Genomic DNA, 18,784 nt, shown 5'->3' with positions numbered 1-18,784 from the left:
GAGTACGGCTGACCCATGGCTGGCGTTCGCAAAGTTCTCATAGCTAACCGCGGCGAAATCGCTGTCCGCATCTTGCGTGCGTGCCGCGAAGTCGGCATAGGCGCCGTTGTCGCCTACAGCGAAGCCGACCGCGATTCACTGGCGGTCAGACTCGCCGATGAGGCTGTTTGTATCGGCCCATCGCAATCTGCACGCTCCTATACCAACATTCCAGCATTGATGAGCGCCGCGCTGGTGACCGGGTGCGATGCGCTTCACCCCGGCTATGGCTTTCTCTCCGAGAATGCGTATTTGGCCGAGATCTGCGCTCAGCTCGGGATTACCTTCATCGGGCCGCCGCCGGACGTGATTGCCAAGATGGGCGACAAGTCGGTCGCCAGGCAGATCATGAAGCAAGCCGGCGTGCCGACAGTTCCGGGTTCAGAGGGTGTCGTGCGTGATCTGCCTTCCGCCAAAGAGGCGATTCGCCGTATTGGATACCCTGCGCTGATCAAGGCAGTGGCTGGAGGTGGCGGACGTGGGATGCGTGTGGTGACCAGCGAAGGCGAACTGGCGCGGCTCTTTTCCATCGCCCAACAGGAAGCCGAGGCGAATTTCGGTTCCGGCGATGTCTATATCGAGCGCTTTGTCGACAAGCCGAGACACGTCGAGGTGCAGGTGTTGGGCGACATGTTCGGTCACATCTACGCGATCGGCGAGCGGGACTGCTCGTTGCAACGCAGACACCAAAAACTGGTCGAGGAGGCCCCGGCGCCGAATCTTCCCAAGAAAACGCGCGAGAACCTGTTGCGTGCCGCGATCAAGGGAGCCAAAGCGGTTGGCTATCAGAATGCCGGCACACTGGAGTTTCTGGTCGATTCCAGCGGTAACTTCTATTTCATGGAAATGAACACCCGCATACAGGTCGAGCACCCCGTCACCGAGCGGGTGTACGGACTCGATCTGGTCGCATGGCAGCTGCAGATTGCCTCTGGTGCAGAACTCAAGCTCGAGAATCGCGACCTGGAACCGAACGGCTATTCCATCGAGGCGCGCATCACGGCCGAGGATCCGGCCAATGACTTCCAGCCGGGCGCTGGGACGGTCGATACTGTGGTGCTTCCTGGCGGACCCGGCATCCGCGTCGATACGCATCTCTATCCCGGCTACCGCGTGCCGCCCGACTACGATTCACTGCTGGGAAAGGTCATTTCCTGGGGTCAGACGCGGGAGCAAGCCGTCAACCGGCTCGATCGCGCGCTTTCGGAGACGTTCATTTCCGGTATCCCGACCACAACATCGTTCTTGCGGTTGCTCATTTCCGATGGCGACTTCCGCCGAGGCGATGTGCACACCGGGTACGTGGCGGACTTCATGCATCGAAATGCCGCGATCATCTCGCGACTCGGGGACGGGCTCCCGGCGCCCGCGGGATGGACGCAATGAGCGACTCGGACGGAAATAACCCTCGACGTCCGGCCCAAAAGAAGTCGAACCGCCAGCGCAAACCGAACGCGCGCCGGGCAGCGCGCACGTTGGCGCTCCAGGTTCTCTACGAAACCGACCAAACGGACCATGACCTGAGCGAGGTGCTCGATCGCTCGATCGAGACCGAATCGCCCAGCGAAGAGACGGTCGCATACCTGCGCGTGCTGATCGATGGCATTCATCGACACAAGATCGCCATCGACCGGGAAATCGAGTTGGCCGCGCCAGCGTTTCCCATCGGGCAGCTTTCCCCGGTGGACCGCAACGCGCTGCGTATCGCGATCTTCGAGTTGCGCTACACGACGGACGTTCCCATGAAGGTCGCAATCAATGAAGCGGTAGAACTGGCAAAGCGGTTTGGCGGTGACAGTTCCGGGCGATTCGTCAATGGCGTGCTCGGAACAGTGGTGGACCGACTCCCGGAATCGAGCACCTAGCGCCGATCGAAGAGGCATTCGCCCACCTGCCGTTCTTTGCAGTGGGGAAGCGCTCGTGTATCATCGGCCCGTTACGGTCGTTGCGCGCTGGCCCAGTTGGTCGCCACACGCGAGACGGCCGCTTCACAATGTGGAGAAGTGAAAAATGTCTCGTTCCGCAGGGCCGGAAGCGGGACCAGTTTTTTGCAAGAGGAGGAAGTACGAGTGGCAACCAATTTCGAACGCGTTCGCGTTATCGTCGCCGAGCGGCTTGGTGTCGATGAGGACACGATCACCATGGACTCCGAGTTCATTGGCGATTTGAACGCCGACTCGCTCGACCTGGTCGAGGTCATCATGGCGCTCGAGCAGGAGTTCGGCACCGAGATCAAGGACGAGGATGCCGAGTCGATCCGTACCGTTGGCGACGCCGTCGCATTCATCGACGAGCGCAGCTAACTCCCCGATTCCGGGCGTCCTCACACACATTTCCCGAGTTCGACGCCCGGCGGGCGTGACGTGAAAATGCGGCAGCGCGTATCCTTTGCGCGTTGCCGCACCGTCGCGGCCGAACCACTCCGGCTTCGTTTCGCCTTTGCTTCACGCGATCAGCCGGTCCGCCCTACGTCGGAGTAACGATTCGTGGCTCGTGCCATCAAGATGCCAAAAGTCCCCCTTCCCAGTTTCCCTGGGAAGGACGATGAGGACTACGAGGACGTATTCGAGGAGATGACGCTCGCGGAGCACCTCGATGAGCTCCGTTCGCGCCTCGTCAAGACCTGTGTGGGAATTGGCATCGCCTTCATTGGCGGTCTCTTTCTCACACGACCATTGCTCGGCCTCGTTCGCGACAACGCGAACATCGAGCGGTTCGACGTGATCGATGCTACCGAGCCGATCACATCCTTCTTCAAGACCGCGCTCTATATCGCAATCGCGGTCGCGCTGCCCTTGATCTTCTATCAAATCTTTGCATTCGTTTCGCCTGGCCTGACGCGCAAGGAGAAACGCTACGTCTACGGCTCTTTGCCGTTCGTGGTGGTCTTCTTCCTGGCTGGCGCGGCATTCGCGTTCTTTCTGGCCATTCCCAGAGCGTTCGAGTTCCTTTCGAACTTCAACAGCGACCTGTTCGACTATTCCCCGACGTTTGGCAGCATCGCTGCGTTCTACATCCAGGTCTCGCTGGGCATGGGAATCGCGTTCGAACTGCCGATCATCATGTTCCTGCTTTCTCGTTTGGGGATCGTCAGCCCGAAACGAATGTCCGCTTCCCGCCGCTATGCGGCGGTGATCGTAATGATTGCTGCTGCGATCATTACGCCGACTCCTGACCCATTCAACATGCTCTTCGTGGCCGCGCCAATCTACTTGCTTTACGAGGTCGGAATCATCTTCGCCAAGATCGCCGCACGGCGACGTAAGGGCGAGAACATCGACGACTCACTTCCCGCGCTCGAGGCGTGATTCATCGGCCGGGGAGACGAGCACGGTTCGCTCATTGCGATAGGTGACCATTCCAGGTCCAGCACCCTTTATCTTGCGGACATCACGGCGTCTGGCAATGTCGACTTCGACCTTGCCAGACGTTCTGCTCTTGCTGTAGTACGCCGCCACCGCAGCCGCACGTTCCAGCGCCTCATTCGACGGCTCACGGCCATTGCCTCGCACGACCACATGTGAGCCCGGCACTCCCCGGGCGTGTAGCCACCAATCGTCCGGGCCGGCGATATCGAACGTCACACGATCGTTCTGTGGCCCGGAACGTCCAACATAGATCAAGTTGCCCTCGTGGTCCTGCGTCGGCCGGACGCGATCGGGATCCTGTTTTCGCCGCCTTTCCGGCTTGCCGGATTCGACGCCCGCATATGCTTGCCACTCGGCGACCACGCCCTCGATTTCCTCGAATGACGATGCGAGCAGCGCCATAGTCTCGATCTGATCCAGGTACGCGAGCTCGGTCCTGGCATCCTCGAGTTGCTCCTCGACCTCTCCGGAACCGCGCTGCATTCGGCGATATCGCTCGAAATAGTCGGCGGCAGCATCCTTCGCCTGACGAAGCGGGTCGAGCGGAATGCGCTCGCCATCGACCTCGAGCTCGGATTGCCCGGGAACCAACTCCCACAGGTTGGCATAGATCGCCTCGCCCCAGCGACGGTAGCGATCTGCCTCGGCCACGGAGGCCTGCTGCTTCTCGACAGAACGAACCCGGCCGTTGACTGCGCTGCGCCGCTCGGCTATGCGTGCCAGCAAGCGGTTGCGCCGCCCGTCGTGACGGCCGCCGATCGAGAGTTCCGTCTTCTGCCAGGCGTCGACCACGGCAGATATCGAGTCAACATGCGTCTCGGTTCCTTCCTGCTGAAGGGATAGGAAGGGAATGGCCGCATATCCTATGAGCGAGCCGTCCCCGTCGTGATAGAGACAAGGCTGCCAACTGTTGGTCCTCAACGGCGCTACGATCGCTTGTATGGCATCTGCGAGCGGAGTTGGGTTGCACTGGCCCACCTGAGCGTCCTGTGCTCCTGCAGCGCGCCAGACGGCCTCTGACGCCATTGCAGGACTGAATCCTTGCACCCCATCCACCAGCGTCTTCTGAAGCGAGGCATCGCGTGGCACAGCGTCGAGTAGCAAGCGGATGGCGCCAGGAGTCGCGGCGCGTGGATCGAGCCCATGCCATGCTGGTGGGAGCACGTAGCTGGCCGACGGCCAGATCGGCCGCACGCGGCTCATCCTGGGAGTCACGCGCTTCAGGCTGTCCATCACGCGACCATTGGCGTCGACCAGGATGACATTGCTGCGCCGGCCCATCAGCTCGATCACGAGCGTTGTCTCGATGACCTCCGACGGCAGGTTCTCTTCCGCGTCGTCGACTGCGCCATCTCCGTCGGGCTCATCGTCGCCGCGATGATGGGCCCAAAACCGCTTGGCCATCTTCAGCCGCACGATTCGCTCGAGCGGCGGTTGGTCGATGTCCAGCAGGGTGGCGCCGCGCACGTACTTGCGCAACAAGAGTGAAAAGGGCGTGACCAAACCGGGATCGACGGCAAACGGATCGACTGATCGGTAGAACGCGGGCTCCGGATCGCCAATCGTCGCCACCACATGCTGCCGTCGTCGGTCGCGATAGACTTCCAGCGCGATCGATTGCGCGTTGCGCAACCCGACCCGCTGGATGCGGCCACCGGGGAGCGATCCAGAAAGCTCGTCGATTACCGCCGCGGTCGTCAAGATGTCGTACATACTTCCTCGTCGTGGCCGGTCGTACCGGTCATGATTCTATCGGCCGGTGAGATGCGCGAACGACTTTCTGAGGTGGGGTTGCTGTGAACGAAGGTGATCTGTTGCTGTCGGATCTGCGCAATCGTCGCAAGCCGAAGCTGTTCGTGATCACCGGTCCTTCCGGCGCGGGCAAGGATACGATCGTCAAAGACCTGCGCGAGCGCTTCCCTGAGATTCACGTTGCCGTCACCGCAACCACTCGCGAGCGTCGCCCGGGAGAGGCGGAAGGGGTCGACTACTTCTTTCTCGACCCGGAAACCTTCCTGGAACGACTCGCAAACGACGAGTTCATGGAATCGGCGCAGGTCTACGGCAAACCGTATGGTGTGCCCCGCAACCAGATTCGGCACGCGTTGGAGCGTGGCCAGGACGTGCTGCTCAAGGTCGATGTGCAGGGAGCCGCGACGATCAAGGAACGCTGGCCGGAAGCGATCGTCATCTTCGTCTCCCCAGGTTCGATGTCTCAGCTCCTTCATCAGCTACGACACCGAAAAACCGACAATCCGGAAGACCTGATGCGGCGGTTCGGCGAAGCCGAGTCGGAGCTTCCGATGGCGCTCGAGTTCGACTATTTTGTCTTCAACGAGTTCGACCGTCACGAGCAGGCCACCGGTGAGATCGAGGCGATCATCCGGGCCGAACGTTTGCGCACCAGGCAACAGTCCCCGACGGTCTAGTCAGATGCGCGACGACCGCCCTCGACCACGCGGATATGTCTGCCCCCGAGCAGTCGCGCCACCCACGCTCGATGGGACCCTCGACGAGGCGATCTGGGGCCACGCTCCCTGGAGCGAGCTGTTTGTCGATATCGAAGGCGACCGAAAACCCGCTCCCCTGTTCGACACCCGGATGCGCATGCTCTGGGACGACGATGCGCTCTACATCGGCGCACGGCTCGATGAGCCCCATGTTTGGGGCACGATTACGCAGCACGATGCGGTGATCTATCACGACAATGACTTCGAGGTCTTCCTGGACCCTTCCGGGCGTGGTCATCATTACGTCGAATTGGAGGTCAATCCACTTAATACCACCTGGGATCTGCTGCTTACGCACCCCTACCGTTCAGGGGGTATGCCGATCTCGGGCTGGGAGTTCGCGGGCGTTCGCACCGCAATCGCGATCGACGGGACGCTGAACGATCCTTCCGATATCGACATTGCATGGACCGTCGAGATTGCCATCCCGTGGGCGAGCCTGCGCGATGTCGCCGGGGTGCCCTGCCCTCCCAGAGACGGCGATCAGTGGCGCATCAATTTTTCCCGGGTCGAGTGGCAGCATTCGGTGATCGACGGCGCCTATCGCAAGCCCCCGGACACCCCTGAGTACAACTGGGTTTGGTCGCCACAACATGCGATCGATATGCACCGCCCGGAATGGTGGGGAGTGTTGCAGTTCTCCGACCGCACGACCGACCTGCCGGAGGTGCGCCCGCTCGAAGAATGGGATGAGCGGATGGCGTTGTTGGACGTCTGGGAGGCGGAGCAGGCGCACCGGCAGTCGACCGGTCGATTCACCGAGGACCTAGACGCACTCGGGTTCGACATCCCCGGCCTCGAACTGGAAGCGACCAGCACCATGTTCGAGGCCCGACTGGGACATTGCTCGATCGATCACGAGTTGCGCTGGCGCGTGCCGTAGCTTCCGACTCCTCACAGTCGACGACCCATCGAGTCTGCGCATCGAACGCGTGGTTCCGATCAGGGTGCCTTATTCGCCGATGACGGCGTACTCCTCCTTGGAGAGCTCTTCCTCGGAGACCTTGAACAGGGTCGAACGGTCCTCCACCCGGTCGACGAAGAGAATGCCGTCGAGATGGTCGATCTCGTGCTGAATGACACGCGCCAGAAAGCCCTTGGCCTTCATGCGGATGTGCTTGTTGTCCAGATCGATCGCCTTGACTGTAATCGACTCGGCCCGCGGAACATCGCCGACCCAGAGCGGAATACTCAGGCAGCCCTCTTGTCCAGTCACTCTTCCTTGCGCCTTGACGATCTCCGGGTCGATCAAGGTCAGGCGCACTTCTTCCTGGTCCTCTTCTTCGTCCTTCGCAACATGAACCACGATGATGCGGCGCATCAACCCGATCTGTGGCCCCGCCAACCCAACTCCGGGCGCGGCGTCCATCGTCTCGTGCATATCCGCCGCGATCTTTCGCAACCCCTCATCGACATGTTTGATGCGCGTCGCCTTTTGCCGAAGACGCGGGTCGCCCTCGAGCACAATGTCCAGTTTCGCCATGGTTTTCAGAATCGTTTCGTCGTATCTCAGCGCAGGCGCGCCGCCCGGCACATGCAGGTTCAAGTATCGCCGACGTTCGGACGAGGCTCAATACCTCACAACAGGCTCTGCGGGTCGACATCGATGGTCCAGGGCGCCCGCAGCGGGATTGCGGAGATGAGGTCAGCGAATCCAGTGACTTCGCCCCGAACGATGATCTGCCATTGGTAGGTATCGCGAATCTTGGCGACGAAGGCCGGCGCCGGCCCGAACACCTCCGCCTCGAACCCGTTCGCCCGGATCACGTCGTTGATCTCAGCAGCGAGTGTTTCCCCTTCCTCGCGGCACGTTTCGTCGGATCGGTCGCGCATCGAGAGACGGATCAAGCGTGAAAACGGTGGATACCGTTGCTGTGCCCGAAACTCGATCTCGCGTTCATAGAAGCCCGTGTAGTCGTGCTTTGCGGCCGCCTGAATGGCGTAGTGGCGGGGTGTGTAGGTCTGGACAACCACACGTCCCCGTGTAGAACGCCGGCCAGCCCGTCCGGCAACCTGGGTGAGCAGCTGGAACGTCCGCTCTGCCGATCGAAAGTCGGGCAAGTAGAGGGCGCTATCTGCTTGCACCACACCGACCGCGGTCACACGGGGGAAGTCGAGTCCCTTGGCGACGATCTGGGTGCCGACGACGATATCGACATCGCCACGTTGAATGCGACGGATGGTGGAGTCATATCCGCCCAGGCGCCGAATGGAGTCGCGATCGACCCGCATGACGCGTGCGCCGGGAAAGAGCCTCGCCGCTTCCGCTTCGATTCGCTGCGTACCGGCCCCGAAGTAGTCGAGCGGCCCGTCGCATTCCGGACAGCGTTGCACCGGGCGCATCTGGAATCCGCAGCGATGGCACAGCAGCCGCTGCATATCCCGGTGGTAAACGAGCGGAATGTCGCAATGTGGGCAGTCGATCGATCGGGTACAGACCCGGCAAATCACAATCGTCGACATGCCGCGCCGATTGAGCAGAATGATCGACTGCTCAGCGCGCTCGAGCGACGAGCCGATCAGTTCTTGCAGCGGGCTCGAGATGAGGGCGGCGCCAGTCGCTTTCACCTCATGCCGCATATCGACAATATCGACATCCGGCATCTCCAGAATGCGATCGCGCTGCTCGTTGTCCAGACCGCCAGGTGAATACCCAACCCGATCCGGGAGCGACACCAGGGTAAAGGCGCCACGTCTCGCCGCATAGAACGTCTCGACCGATGGAGTCGCGCTGCCCAGGATCAGCGACGCGCCACGCGTTTGCGCCAGTTTGTGCGCGAGCCGGATCGCCTGATACCGCGGAATCGTGTCCTGTTTGTAGGCGCTGTCCTGCTCCTCGTCGATCACGATTGCGCCAAGCTTGGGAACGGGCGCGAACAGCGCCGACCGCGGTCCGACCACGATCGAGCGTTCGCCGCGCGCAATGGCATTCCAGGTGGCGTATCGGTCGCTATCGCTCAGTTCGGAATGAATGACCGCGACCCGGCCGGGAAACCGCTCCTCGAAACGGCGCACGACCTGCGTTGCGAGCGCAATCTCTGGCACCAGGACGACCGTACCGAGTCCTTCGCGCTCACTCCAGGCAGCCGCGCGCAGATAGAGCTCCGTCTTGCCGCTCCCCGTGACCCCATGGACGAGCATCGGACGCGCCGACCGGCGTTGCAGCTGGCGTTCGATGTCGTGCCAGGCCACCGCTTGCGCGCGCGACAAGAGCGGCGGACTCGACGGTTCCACCTCACGCTCGTACATCGAAATCGGCAGCTCGATGAACTCGATTGCCCCTTTTTCAGCGAGCGCGCGGAGACTCGCGCCATCGACTCCTTCCAGCGCGATGACGTCGCGATAGCGCAGCAGCGGAAGATCAGCTGTGCGGGAGAGGCGCGACTGTTGCCGCAGCTGTTCCAGCGTCTTGCGTTGCTTGGCAGAGCGGCCGGCAATTTTCTCGTCGGTCGAGTGCACCCGAATCAACCGTTCCGTCCGTTCGGCGGGAATCCGATCGATTGGTCGATTGAAGCGTTCCACCAACCCGAGCCGTTCCAGCTCGGGGATCACCGAGGTCAGTCTGCTTCCTGCTCTTCTCCTCGCATCGGCAAGCGACATCGACGACCGCTCGCCGAGCATCTCGATCACGCGCGATTGAAGCTGGGTCAACTCATCCGGCTTTGGGACGGCTCCGGGAACAATTCGGATCCACGGCTCCGATGCATGCAGCTCACCTGGCGGAAGAAACGGCTGGGCTGCGTCGTAGAAACCGCAGCGAGTGGTAGCGGCCATCCACTCAGCAACCTCCATCGCCCAGGCCGGAAGCACGAATTCCGGCTCGACGATCGAGTCGACCGGCCGCAGCTCGAAGTCCGGAGTCACATCGTGTAGGCGCGTGACGATGCCGGGCTCCAGCCGGCGACGCAACGGCACGCGCACGAGTTGCCCAATCTCGAGCACGCGCTGGAGCTTCTCCGGCACCGCGTACGTGTAGATTCCGTCACCCGTGACTGCGGCAGACGGTGGAGCAATATCGGCATAGAGGAACCGCTGGTCCGTCATGCACGCAGCCTACACCGCATTACGACACAGAACAAATGTTCCTATCTGTCAAGGAGCTGAGCATAGGCATCGATGTTCGCAAACACCGATGGCCCGCCGCCAGTGTGCAGGTAAACAATCGATTCGTCCGGCCCAACGTCGCCAGCGAGGACATCCGCGATCAAACCGGCGAGCGCTTTTCCGGTATAGACCGGATCGAGCACGATGGCTTCGGTACGGGCCAGCATGCCGATGGCTTCCATACCGTCGTCGGTGGGAATCGCGTAGCCCGCCCCAACATGCCTATCGTCGATGACGATTTGCTGCTGGCTCACCCGTTCGTCTGCGCCCAACAGGGCGAGTGTCTCGTTCGTCAGTGGCACGCATTCGGCGGAGAGTTCCTCCCAGGTTCCCTCTACAGCCACTCCTCGCACCTCAAACGACGCTCCCGCGAGCATCGCGCCCGCCACGAGACCGGCCTGGGTTCCCTGCGATCCCGTCGGAAAGTAGAGCCGCGTTGGCTGGAGTCCAAGCGCGTCGAGCTGGTCCTGGAGCTCGAAAACGCAGTTCACATAGCCCAGCGCTCCGATGGGAACGCTGCCGCCCGTTGGAACCAGGTACGGTCGCTCTCCCTGGCCTCGAGATCGGCAAACACACGCGCCATTTCCGGCTTGCGCTGCTCCGATCCCGCGACCAATCGCACCTCCGCTCCGAGCAGCCGGTCGAGCAACAGATTTCCGGTAAGCTCGGAACCTCGCCGCGTGTCGAGCACCAGCACGCAGCGCATCCCGGCCAGGGACGCCGCCGCAGCGGTCTGCCGAGCATGGTTGGATTGCGCCGCGCCTTCGCTGATCAGCACGGTCGCTCCCTTCTCCAATGCGTCGCCGGTCAGGTATTCCAGCTTGCGGGACTTGTTGCCGCCGTACGCCAGACCGGTCATGTCATCCCGCTTGATCCAAATCTGCGGTGCACGGGCGCCGAGCGCCCGCTCGAGGTTGCGCGCGCGCTGCAGCGGCGTTGGAAGAAATGTCAGGGGAAACCGTGGAAAGGCCGCCAATGCTTCCCGGAAATTGTTCTCTGTGCCCAAAGCCGCATGTCTCCTCGCGATATCGATACGGGGACCTCGGTCCGAGAGCCGCAAACCGACTCTATACTGAGACGTGATATTCGCACGAGTTCGTCCAGGGAGTTCGAAAGATGGTGCAATCGGCAGTCGAACCCGGTTTGATCGGGGAATACGAGGACCGGTTTGCCGGCTCGAAGCGGATGCACGAGCGCGCTCGTGGCGCGCTGGCGGGTGGAATTGCGCATGATGGGCGATACATCAAACCCTTCCCGATCTATGTCGATCGCGCCGAGGGCGCATACAAGTGGGACGTCGATGGCAATCGCCTGATCGACTATGCAATGGGCCACGGTTCGCTGATTCTTGGGCACAACAACCCCGAAGTCATGACCGCCGTACACGAAGCGTCATCGAAAGGCACACATTTCGGTGCGGGTCACGAGGCAGAGATCAAGTGGGCTGAGAAGGTCATCGAGCTGATTCCCTCGGCCCAACTGGTGCGCTTCACTGCTTCCGGCACCGAAGCCACCCTGCTGGCGATGCGCCTGGCGCGCGCCTACTCCGGCAAGCCGAGCATCCTGAAGTTCGAGGGCCATTTTCATGGCTGGAACGACTATCTGATCAAAGGCGAGAAGCCACCGTTCGAGAGCCCATCCAACCCGGGTGTCCCTGACGAGGTCGGCCGAACGGTGGCCGTCCTGCCACAGGACGATCTTGGCATGGTCGAAGAGCGGCTGGCCCAGGGCGACATTGCCGCCATCATTGCCGAACCGAGCGGCGGGTCCTGGGGACAAATCCCAATGGAAGCGGATTTTCTGAGGGATCTGCGCGAGATTGCGACGCGCACCAACACGATCCTGATCTTCGACGAAGTGATCACCGGGTTCCGCTGGTCGCCAGGCGGCGCCCAGGGTCGCTTCGGAATCATCCCCGATCTCACAACAATGGCGAAGATTCTGGCGGGAGGCTTCCCTGGCGGCGCTGTCGCGGGCCGGGCGGACATTATGGAAGGGCTGGTCTTCAAGGACGAGCCAGGCTGGAATGCCACCAAGAAGGTCATCCACCCGGGGACCTATAACGGCAACCCTGTTGCGGCAACTGCGGGCTACACCTGCCTTGGGATCTGCGCCAACCCGGAAATCCAGATCTATTGCGACGACCTGACCGCGCGCCTCCGCTCCGGAATCAACACGGTCCTGGAGAATCGCGGTGTCGACGGTTGCGCCTGGGGTGAGTCCTCGGTCTGGCACGTGATTCTGGGCCACAAGGTGCCGAATCGCACCGCCGGCGACCTGCGCGCCCCGGAGGGAATCGCGACCGACGTGCTCAAGGCGAGTGGCAAGGCGGGTTTGAACACCCCGTTGGCGATCGCGATGGCGATCGAGGGAGTGGACCTCTTCAACGGGGGCGGCTTGCTGAGCATCGCGCACACCGAAGGCGATATCGACCACACAATCGACGCCTTCGACAAGTCGCTCACGAGACTCCAGGCGGACGGTCTTCTGTAGATCCAGCGAAACGATCCGGCGTCAGATGGGCGGGGCCAGATGGCTCCGCCTATCCCTTTCCGAGCCGAGGATCAATCCGGAGTCCGGACGATCACCAAGGGGTACGGCCCAGTGTTTCAACGTCGGGTCCGCACGGAGCGATCGTGGGGCGTCTATGGGTGTCCAATCGGATTCCGCATCCGCGAGTCACGGCCTCTCGGAAAGGAGACGTCGATAGTCCTCTACTGTGTCGATATCGATCGGCACTGGTCGATCGAACTCGACAAACCGCACCCGGTCTCGATGCGCTCGAACGACTTGGCGCGCGCCGGTGTCGCCAGTCAGCTGCATGAGCTCGCGGTCGTATGCCCGCCCGAAAACGACCGGACTGCGCGCCTCGCCTTGCCACGAAGCCATCGCAATCGAATCAGGGGCGTCATCGAATGCGGCAAGCACTCTCTGCAAATCCTCGGCAGTGACACCCGGTTGATCGCCAAGCATGAGGAGCGTCCCGGAGCGGAGCGGATCGGCCGAGGCAATCGCGGCAACGATCGACGTGCTTTGTCCTTCGACTGCACGGTCATTGATGACTGCGCGGGCATCTCCGAGCTCGATGCGCTCCAGGATGTCCGGCGCCGATTCCCCCAGGATGACCAGCACTTCGGAAACATCCGCCCCTTGCGCGGCGTCGATCGCCCACTGCACGAGCGGCTTTCCACGCAGTTCCAACAGTTGCTTCGGTCGCCCGAGCCGCCGGGAGAACCCGGCCGCCAGAATTGCGGCGGAAACCCCGGACTCGTGTTGCATTGCTAGACGCGAGCGCGAATATTGCCCGTGGCGCTCGTGAGCGGAGTGCCGTCGCGTCCGTGCCGCACCGCGATGATCTCGGCAAGGATGGAAATCGCCATCTCTTCGGGTGTGCTGGCCCCGATGTTGAGTCCGATCGGCCCACGAATCCGAGCGAGTTGTTCCTCGGTGGCTCCCGCCTCTATCAAGCGCACCCGGCGGTCCGCGCTCGTCTTTCGGCTGCCGACAGCGCCGATATACCGCGCATCCGTGGAAAGCGTGCCCATGAGCGCGGGCTCGTCGAACTTGGGATCGTGGGTCAGGATCGCGACATAGGTATTCCGGTCGATTGGCGTCTGCACGATCGCATCCTCCGGCCAACCCTGGATCAGCTCGTCGGCTGTTGGGAAGCGCTCTGGTGTGAGCAGCTTGGCGCGCGCGTCGGTGACGATTACCCGGAAACCAAGCAGCTTGCCGAAGGTCGCCAGGGACTGCGCGACATGGACGGCCCCGAAGATCAGAAGCGTTGGCGGGGGTGGGAACGATTCGAAAAAGAGGTCGACCTCGCCTCGATCGGTCGTGAACGTCTGCGTGAGCGAGCGCTCGTCGTCGAGCAACCGGCGGGCCTCCGGAATCGCGAATTCGTCCAGAGAGGATGACCCCAGGGTCCCGATAACGTCATCCTTCAGAACAGCCAATTTCTGGCCGGCGCCTTCGCCCTTGACCACCGTCACCACGGCGACCGGAATCGACCCCGCAATCGCGTTTCTGACCGAGGCAAAGACCGCGGCTGCGTCGTTCATTCGATCGTGACCGGCTCGACAAAGACCTCGATGGTCCCACCGCAGGCGAGGCCAACGTCCCACGCCATTTCGTCAGTAATGCCATAGCGGACCAACTTCGGCCGCCCTGACTTGATGACCTCTTGCGCCTCGTCGAAGACCGCGGTCTCGACGCAGCCACCGCTCACCGATCCGGCCAGATCTCCGTCACTGGACACGGCCATGGCCGCCCCAACGGGCCGAGGCGCGGATCCCTCTACCTTGACGACCGTCGCGATTGCCACCTTGCTGCCGTTGGCATGCCACTGGTCAATGTCGTGCAGCAGTTCTTTCACGTTTTCTTCCTCCCTGTGACAAGGGTTTGCCATCCATCATCGGCCCGATGTTGACAGCCAATTGGCCCCGGGCAGTTACGAATGGCTTGAGTGCTTGCGAATCGGCCGACGCCGGCTGGATGCTGCGGTTTGCGCGCACCGGCGGCGTGTCTTCGACGTCACTGAGAAGCTCGGCCAGCGCTTCCAGGCTCTTGAGATTGTGAATTGGCAGAAAGGCATCCACAAACGGCAAGGCCGCGCGGATCCCCTGCGTGAGCGGCTGATACCCGGGCGCTCCGAGGAGCGGGTTCAGCCAGATCAGGCGCCGACACGAACGCTGCAGTCGCGCCATCTCGGTCGCAAGGAGCTGCGGATCGCCACGATCCCATCCATCCGAGATCATCACGACGGTCGCTCCCGAACGCAGCACACGCCGGCTCCACTCATAGTTGAATGTCTTGATCGACTCACCGATACGCGTGCCCCCGGACCAATCGTGGACCGAGTTGACCACTTGCTCGATGGCGTCATCGACGTTCTTCTTGCGCAGCTCCCGCGTGATGCGTGTGAGCCGGGTGCTGAACACGAAAACTTCCACGTTCTCGAGCCCCTGCTCCATGGCATGCACGAACTGCAGCAAGAGACGAGAATACCGGTCCATCGAGCCGCTGATATCGCAGATGAGCACGAGCGGACGCATCTTCACCTTGTTGCGCCGGCGCTTGAGCTCGATCGGAACGCCGCCGTGTTTCATGCTCTGCCGGAGCGTCCGGCGGTAGTCGATGAAATCTCCGGAGCTGGATTTCTCCTTGCGGCGGGTCTCACGCGTTCCGAGCCGCCAGTTCATGCTGGCGATCAGACGCCGCGCCTCGGCGATCTCATCAGGAGTAAATTGGGCGAAGTCCTTCTTCTTCAGCACCTCGCGCGCGCTGAAAACGATGACGTCCTCGGGAAGCGCGTCGAGATCCTGCTGGTCTTCGCTCGTCTGGTCCTCGGAATCCTCGACTGCAACCACCGCGCGCTCTTTCTTGGCGCTTGCGGCGTTGTCGGCAGCCTGCTTCTTGCTCGCCTGGGCCTGCTCGGCCTGATCGCTGGGCGCGGGCGGCATGTCGAATTCGTGCCGCTCGAAGAGCTCATCAGTCGCGACATCGGGCTTCAGAAGCCGCCGCCAGAAGCGAGAGAACGCCAGATCGAAGACCGGGATCTGCTCCGGCGAAGTGACCAGCGTGGTCTTCGCCGCGGAATAGAAGTCGTCCCTGCGCCGGCAATCGATGGCGGATACAGCTTCCACCAGGTTGATGATCTGCCCGGAGCCGATATTCATGCCGGCGCTGCGCAGGTCTCGACCGAGCGTCAGGAGATTCGAGCTAAGTGTCGAGGAGCTCGGCGTTCGCTCGAGGTAGCTCCATCTAGGCTGGGATTCCACGTTCGGCTCGTTCCACGAGGGTCTCGGCAATATCTCCACGCACCCGGTCGACATCCTCCTGATACTTCAGGATGACACCCAGGGTGTCGTCGACAGCCTGCGGATTCAGGGAGTTGGAGCCCAACGCCAGCAAGGCATGCGCCCAATCGAGCGTCTCCGCCATTCCCGGCGACTTGAAGAGATCGACCTCGCGCAATCCTTGCGTGAAGGTGCAGATCTGTGTCGCCAGCTTCTCCGGTGCGTCCGGCACCTTGGCGGAGAGGATGCTGAACTCTTTCTCGTAGGTCGGGAAATCGATCCAGTAGTAGAGACAGCGGCGCTTGAGCGCATCGTGAATTTCCCGCGTGCGGTTCGACGTGAGGACAACGATCGGCACATGCTCGGCGCGAATGGTGCCGAGTTCCGGGACGGTCACCTGGAAGTCAGACAGCAACTCGAGCAGGAACGCTTCCAGCTCCTGATCGGCCCGGTCGACCTCGTCGATGAGCAGGACCGGAGACTTTTCGTGCGCCGCGTCGATTGCTTGCAGCAAGGGCCGCTTGAGCAAGAACTCTTCGGAAAAGAGGTCGCGCCGGGCCTGCTCACGGCTGATATCGCCGGTAGCCTCGATGGTTTGCAGATAGAGCATCTGCCGCGGGTAGTCCCACTCGTAGATGGCCGCGTTCGCGTCGAGACCCTCATAGCATTGGAGCCGGATCAATGGGGTGTCGAGAATCGTCGCGAGCACCTTGGCGATCTCGGTCTTGCCGACGCCGGCTTCGCCTTCCAGCAACAGCGGCTTGCGCATCTGCAGCATTAGGTAGAGCGTCGTAGCCAGCGACCGGTCGGCGATGTATTTCTCGGCACGGAGCGCGGATTCGAGGGCATCGACCGAGTCGAACGTCCGGCCAGCATGGGCATGCAAAAGTGATGTAGTCGTGCTCAAAGGTCGATCACCCTGATTGGCAATGCGGAATCATTCGCGCGCGTTGCGAACGACGTACCTGAAAGTATCCCGCAGTTGACAGTTGGCTGCCATCGACAATCCAGCCCGCACGAGGTGGCGTGCAGCGCACAGGGCCATTTCTCCGTGTCGGCATGGCCTGGATCAGATATGAATTCGAACTCGCTGAGCGTCCAGTCCGCTGCTACCTTGTCGGACAGGCTACCCTCGTGGGTCGCTCGGCCATCGGCCGTACCAGTCGAACGGCTCGGGATTCAGGTTGACCACGACGTTCTTGACCTGGGTGTACAGGTCCAACCCGTACCGGCTGAGCTCGCGGCCGATGCCGCTCTGCTTGAACCCGCCAAATGGGGCTTCTGGCGGATTGACCGTTGGGAAGTTGATGCTCACGTTGCCGGACTTGATTCGCCGGGCCAACGTATGGGCGCGCTTGATGTCGTTCGTCCAGATCGTGGCGGCCAATCCGAAGATCGTGCTATTCGCGGCCGCGACCACCTCGTCTTCGGTCGTAAACGGGATGACGGCCAGCACCGGTCCGAAGACCTCGTTCTGAGCGAGCCGCATGTCCGGTGAGACCTTGCCAAAAACGGTCGGTTCCACGAAGTTGCCCGCGCGAAGCTCCGAGGACGGCACTTTCCGGCCACCGTGCAACAACTCCGCTCCGTCTTCGACCGCGTATTCGCAATACTCCAGCACCTTGCTCTGCTGCGCTTTGCTGATGACCGGCCCCATCTGCGTATCCCAGTCGAGGGGATCACCCACACGGATTCGGCTCACCTTTTCGACGTACGTCGCGAGGAACTCGTCGTAGATCGAGGTGTGCAAGAAGAGCCGCGTCCTTGCCGTGCAGCGCTGGCCGGCATTTGTGAAGATCGCGAAGAGCGATCCGTTCACCGCTTCGTCGAGGTCCGCATCGGGGAAGACGATATTCGGGCTTTTGCCGCCGAGTTCCAGCGTGACCTTCTTGATCGTGCCGGCCGCGGCGCGCATGATCTCGCGGCCGGTCTCGGTCTCGCCGGTGAACGCCACCTTTTCCACCAGGGGGTGCGTGGTCAAGGTCTCGCCCAGTTCCTTGCCCGGACCGGTGATGACGTTGAGCACCCCTGCTGGGATCCCGGCCTCGAGCGCAATCTGCCCCAACATGAGCGCGGTCAACGGAGTTGCGCTCGCCGGTTTGAGCACCACGGTGTTTCCGGCGGCCAGAGCAGGAGCTACTTTCCAAGCTGCCATCAGCAGCGGGAAATTCCACGGAATGATCTGTGAGCAGACGCCGTACGGCTCGCGCACGGTGTAGTCCAGCAACGGGCCGTTCATGGGAATCTGGTCGCCCCAGATTTGCCCAGCCAGGTTGCCGTAGTATTCGAAACAGTTCGCGGACGAGACGACATCGCCACGGGACTCGACAATGATCTTGCCAGAGTTCATTGTTTCCAGCACGCTGATTTCGTCGATCCGCTCGCGCAGGATTTGCGCCATCTTGTGCAACGCCCTCGACCGTTCCAGCGGAGTGAATCGGCTCCAGGGCCCCTGCTCGAACGCCCGGTGAGCTGCTTCGATAGCCGCGACTGCATCCGCTTTCCCTGCTTTGGGCACGACCCCGATGGCCGCATTGGTGGTGGGACTCACGGTCTCGAAGGTCGCGCCGTCGGCTGCTGACACTTCCTTTCCGTCGATGATGAGAAGGGGGTTCAGGACCTCGGTCTTGCTTGCAGTGGCGCTCATCGTCGTGCTCCCTGAGGGGTAGTCGCTTATCCGTTTCGACCGCAAGGGTAGCACTGCCAGAGATCGGCTAGAATTCAGCCAACCACCTGGCCGGGGTGGCGAAATGGCAGACGCATCGCACTCAAAATGCGACGGGGCAACCCGTGGGGGTTCGAATCCCCCTCCCGGCACTACGCACATCGAGGTCCCGATACCTAACGGCGCGGTTGCGATCCAGACTGGATCCACCGCGTGTTCGCGTCACCACTGGGCCGATCCGGATGACGAACATCCAGCTTCTCGAACGCGCGGGCTTTCTCGACGAGCTATCGCGCCTGT

16 protein-coding genes, 1 tRNA gene and 1 pseudogene are annotated in these 18,784 nt (G+C 61.9%); 8 read left to right on the top strand and 10 right to left on the bottom strand.

Annotation, left to right across the window (positions count from 1 at the left end; translation table 11 throughout):
* The first annotated feature begins 15 nt into the window (after positions 1 to 15).
* The 4 genes from accC to tatC all read left to right on the top strand — a co-directional run bounded on the left by accC (position 16) and on the right by tatC (position 3,347).
* Positions 16 to 1,425 carry an acetyl-CoA carboxylase biotin carboxylase subunit gene (accC, locus tag R2855_16010; GenBank protein ID MEZ4532497.1) on the top strand — a complete coding sequence of 470 codons (1,410 nt, stop codon included), beginning with the start codon at positions 16 to 18 and terminating at the stop codon, positions 1,423 to 1,425.
* Positions 1,422 to 1,904 carry a transcription antitermination factor NusB gene (gene nusB, locus R2855_16005; protein ID MEZ4532496.1) on the top strand — a complete coding sequence of 161 codons (483 nt, stop codon included), beginning with the start codon at positions 1,422 to 1,424 and terminating at the stop codon, positions 1,902 to 1,904. Before accC ends, nusB begins: the two co-directional genes overlap by 4 nt.
* A gap of 204 nt (positions 1,905 to 2,108) precedes the next feature.
* Positions 2,109 to 2,342: an acyl carrier protein gene (acpP, locus tag R2855_16000; protein MEZ4532495.1), complete on the top strand. Its 234-nt coding sequence runs from the start codon at positions 2,109 to 2,111 to the stop codon at positions 2,340 to 2,342.
* A gap of 183 nt (positions 2,343 to 2,525) precedes the next feature.
* Positions 2,526 to 3,347, top strand: coding sequence for a twin-arginine translocase subunit TatC (gene tatC, locus R2855_15995; GenBank protein ID MEZ4532494.1), 822 nt, complete (start codon positions 2,526 to 2,528; stop codon positions 3,345 to 3,347).
* On the opposite strand, the gene R2855_15990 is transcribed toward tatC, so the two are convergent.
* Complete coding sequence (locus tag R2855_15990; GenBank protein MEZ4532493.1) at positions 3,324 to 5,120, bottom strand: NFACT RNA binding domain-containing protein; 1,797 nt, start codon at positions 5,118 to 5,120, stop codon at positions 3,324 to 3,326. The genes tatC and R2855_15990 overlap by 24 nt on opposite strands.
* A gap of 83 nt (positions 5,121 to 5,203) precedes the next feature.
* On the opposite strand from R2855_15990, the gene gmk reads away from it, so the two are divergent.
* Together gmk and R2855_15980 are read left to right on the top strand one after the other, a co-directional pair.
* Positions 5,204 to 5,836, top strand: a complete 633-nt coding sequence (gene gmk, locus R2855_15985; protein ID MEZ4532492.1) for a guanylate kinase — start codon at positions 5,204 to 5,206, stop codon at positions 5,834 to 5,836.
* 4 nt (positions 5,837 to 5,840) lie between these two features.
* Positions 5,841 to 6,800: a carbohydrate-binding family 9-like protein gene (locus tag R2855_15980; GenBank protein ID MEZ4532491.1), complete on the top strand. Its 960-nt coding sequence runs from the start codon at positions 5,841 to 5,843 to the stop codon at positions 6,798 to 6,800.
* 69 nt (positions 6,801 to 6,869) lie between these two features.
* Here R2855_15980 and def read toward each other — a convergent pair whose 3' ends face one another.
* The 3 genes and pseudogenes from def to R2855_15965 all read right to left on the bottom strand — a co-directional run bounded on the left by def (position 6,870) and on the right by R2855_15965 (position 10,997).
* On the bottom strand, positions 6,870 to 7,400 hold the full coding sequence (gene def / locus R2855_15975; GenBank protein ID MEZ4532490.1) for a peptide deformylase: 531 nt from the start codon (positions 7,398 to 7,400) through the stop codon (positions 6,870 to 6,872).
* Between the two features lie 95 nt (positions 7,401 to 7,495).
* Entirely contained in the window at positions 7,496 to 9,961 is a 2,466-nt protein-coding gene (gene priA / locus R2855_15970) for a primosomal protein N' (GenBank protein MEZ4532489.1), read from the bottom strand.
* Positions 9,962 to 10,002: 41 nt separating this feature from the next.
* Positions 10,003 to 10,997: pseudogene (locus R2855_15965) on the bottom strand (D-cysteine desulfhydrase family protein).
* Positions 10,998 to 11,137: 140 nt separating this feature from the next.
* On the opposite strand from R2855_15965, the gene R2855_15960 reads away from it, so the two are divergent.
* Positions 11,138 to 12,514 carry an aspartate aminotransferase family protein gene (locus tag R2855_15960; protein ID MEZ4532488.1) on the top strand — a complete coding sequence of 459 codons (1,377 nt, stop codon included), beginning with the start codon at positions 11,138 to 11,140 and terminating at the stop codon, positions 12,512 to 12,514.
* Positions 12,515 to 12,700: 186 nt separating this feature from the next.
* Here the strand turns inward: R2855_15960 and R2855_15955 are convergent, their stop codons facing one another.
* The 6 genes from R2855_15955 to R2855_15930 form a co-directional block, all read right to left on the bottom strand.
* The gene (locus R2855_15955) at positions 12,701 to 13,300 is read right to left on the bottom strand and encodes a nucleotidyltransferase family protein (protein MEZ4532487.1); all 600 of its coding nucleotides are present in this window, start codon (positions 13,298 to 13,300) and stop codon (positions 12,701 to 12,703) included.
* Positions 13,301 to 13,302: 2 nt separating this feature from the next.
* Positions 13,303 to 14,082 (bottom strand): XdhC/CoxI family protein, encoded by a 780-nt coding sequence (locus tag R2855_15950; protein ID MEZ4532486.1) that lies wholly within the window; start codon positions 14,080 to 14,082, stop codon positions 13,303 to 13,305.
* Positions 14,079 to 14,396, bottom strand: a complete 318-nt coding sequence (locus tag R2855_15945) for an XdhC family protein (GenBank protein MEZ4532485.1) — start codon at positions 14,394 to 14,396, stop codon at positions 14,079 to 14,081. Before R2855_15945 ends, R2855_15950 begins: the two co-directional genes overlap by 4 nt.
* Positions 14,371 to 15,801 (bottom strand): VWA domain-containing protein, encoded by a 1,431-nt coding sequence (locus R2855_15940; GenBank protein MEZ4532484.1) that lies wholly within the window; start codon positions 15,799 to 15,801, stop codon positions 14,371 to 14,373. Before R2855_15940 ends, R2855_15945 begins: the two co-directional genes overlap by 26 nt.
* The gene (locus R2855_15935) at positions 15,785 to 16,726 is read right to left on the bottom strand and encodes a MoxR family ATPase (GenBank protein ID MEZ4532483.1); all 942 of its coding nucleotides are present in this window, start codon (positions 16,724 to 16,726) and stop codon (positions 15,785 to 15,787) included. Before R2855_15935 ends, R2855_15940 begins: the two co-directional genes overlap by 17 nt.
* A 219-nt stretch (positions 16,727 to 16,945) precedes the next feature.
* Positions 16,946 to 18,466: an aldehyde dehydrogenase family protein gene (locus R2855_15930; GenBank protein ID MEZ4532482.1), complete on the bottom strand. Its 1,521-nt coding sequence runs from the start codon at positions 18,464 to 18,466 to the stop codon at positions 16,946 to 16,948.
* Between the two features lie 89 nt (positions 18,467 to 18,555).
* Between R2855_15930 and R2855_15925 the strand changes: the two genes are divergently transcribed.
* Positions 18,556 to 18,636: transfer RNA gene (locus R2855_15925), tRNA-Leu, on the top strand.
* The last annotated feature ends 148 nt before the right edge of the window (positions 18,637 to 18,784 follow it).

The organism is Thermomicrobiales bacterium (genome assembly GCA_041390825.1).
Lineage (GTDB): Bacteria > Chloroflexota > Chloroflexia > Thermomicrobiales > UBA6265 > JAMLHN01.
Note: the sequence above shows the minus strand (reverse complement) of the source record. Positions and strands in the feature narration are given on the sequence as shown.

What these genes read in the sequence shown, in the direction of transcription:
- accC (MEZ4532497.1), top strand. Translation starts at nt 16, where the DNA reads ATGGCTGGCGTTCGCAAAGTTCTCATAGCTAACCGCGGCGAAATCGCT.
- nusB (MEZ4532496.1), top strand. Translation starts at nt 1,422, where the DNA reads ATGAGCGACTCGGACGGAAATAACCCTCGACGTCCGGCCCAAAAGAAG.
- R2855_15990 (MEZ4532493.1), bottom strand. Translation starts at nt 5,120, where the DNA reads ATGTACGACATCTTGACGACCGCGGCGGTAATCGACGAGCTTTCTGGA.
- R2855_15980 (MEZ4532491.1), top strand. Translation starts at nt 5,841, where the DNA reads ATGCGCGACGACCGCCCTCGACCACGCGGATATGTCTGCCCCCGAGCA.
- def (MEZ4532490.1), bottom strand. Translation starts at nt 7,400, where the DNA reads ATGGCGAAACTGGACATTGTGCTCGAGGGCGACCCGCGTCTTCGGCAA.
- priA (MEZ4532489.1), bottom strand. Translation starts at nt 9,961, where the DNA reads ATGACGGACCAGCGGTTCCTCTATGCCGATATTGCTCCACCGTCTGCC.
- R2855_15960 (MEZ4532488.1), top strand. Translation starts at nt 11,138, where the DNA reads ATGGTGCAATCGGCAGTCGAACCCGGTTTGATCGGGGAATACGAGGAC.
- R2855_15955 (MEZ4532487.1), bottom strand. Translation starts at nt 13,300, where the DNA reads ATGCAACACGAGTCCGGGGTTTCCGCCGCAATTCTGGCGGCCGGGTTC.
- R2855_15950 (MEZ4532486.1), bottom strand. Translation starts at nt 14,082, where the DNA reads ATGAACGACGCAGCCGCGGTCTTTGCCTCGGTCAGAAACGCGATTGCG.
- R2855_15930 (MEZ4532482.1), bottom strand. Translation starts at nt 18,466, where the DNA reads ATGAGCGCCACTGCAAGCAAGACCGAGGTCCTGAACCCCCTTCTCATC.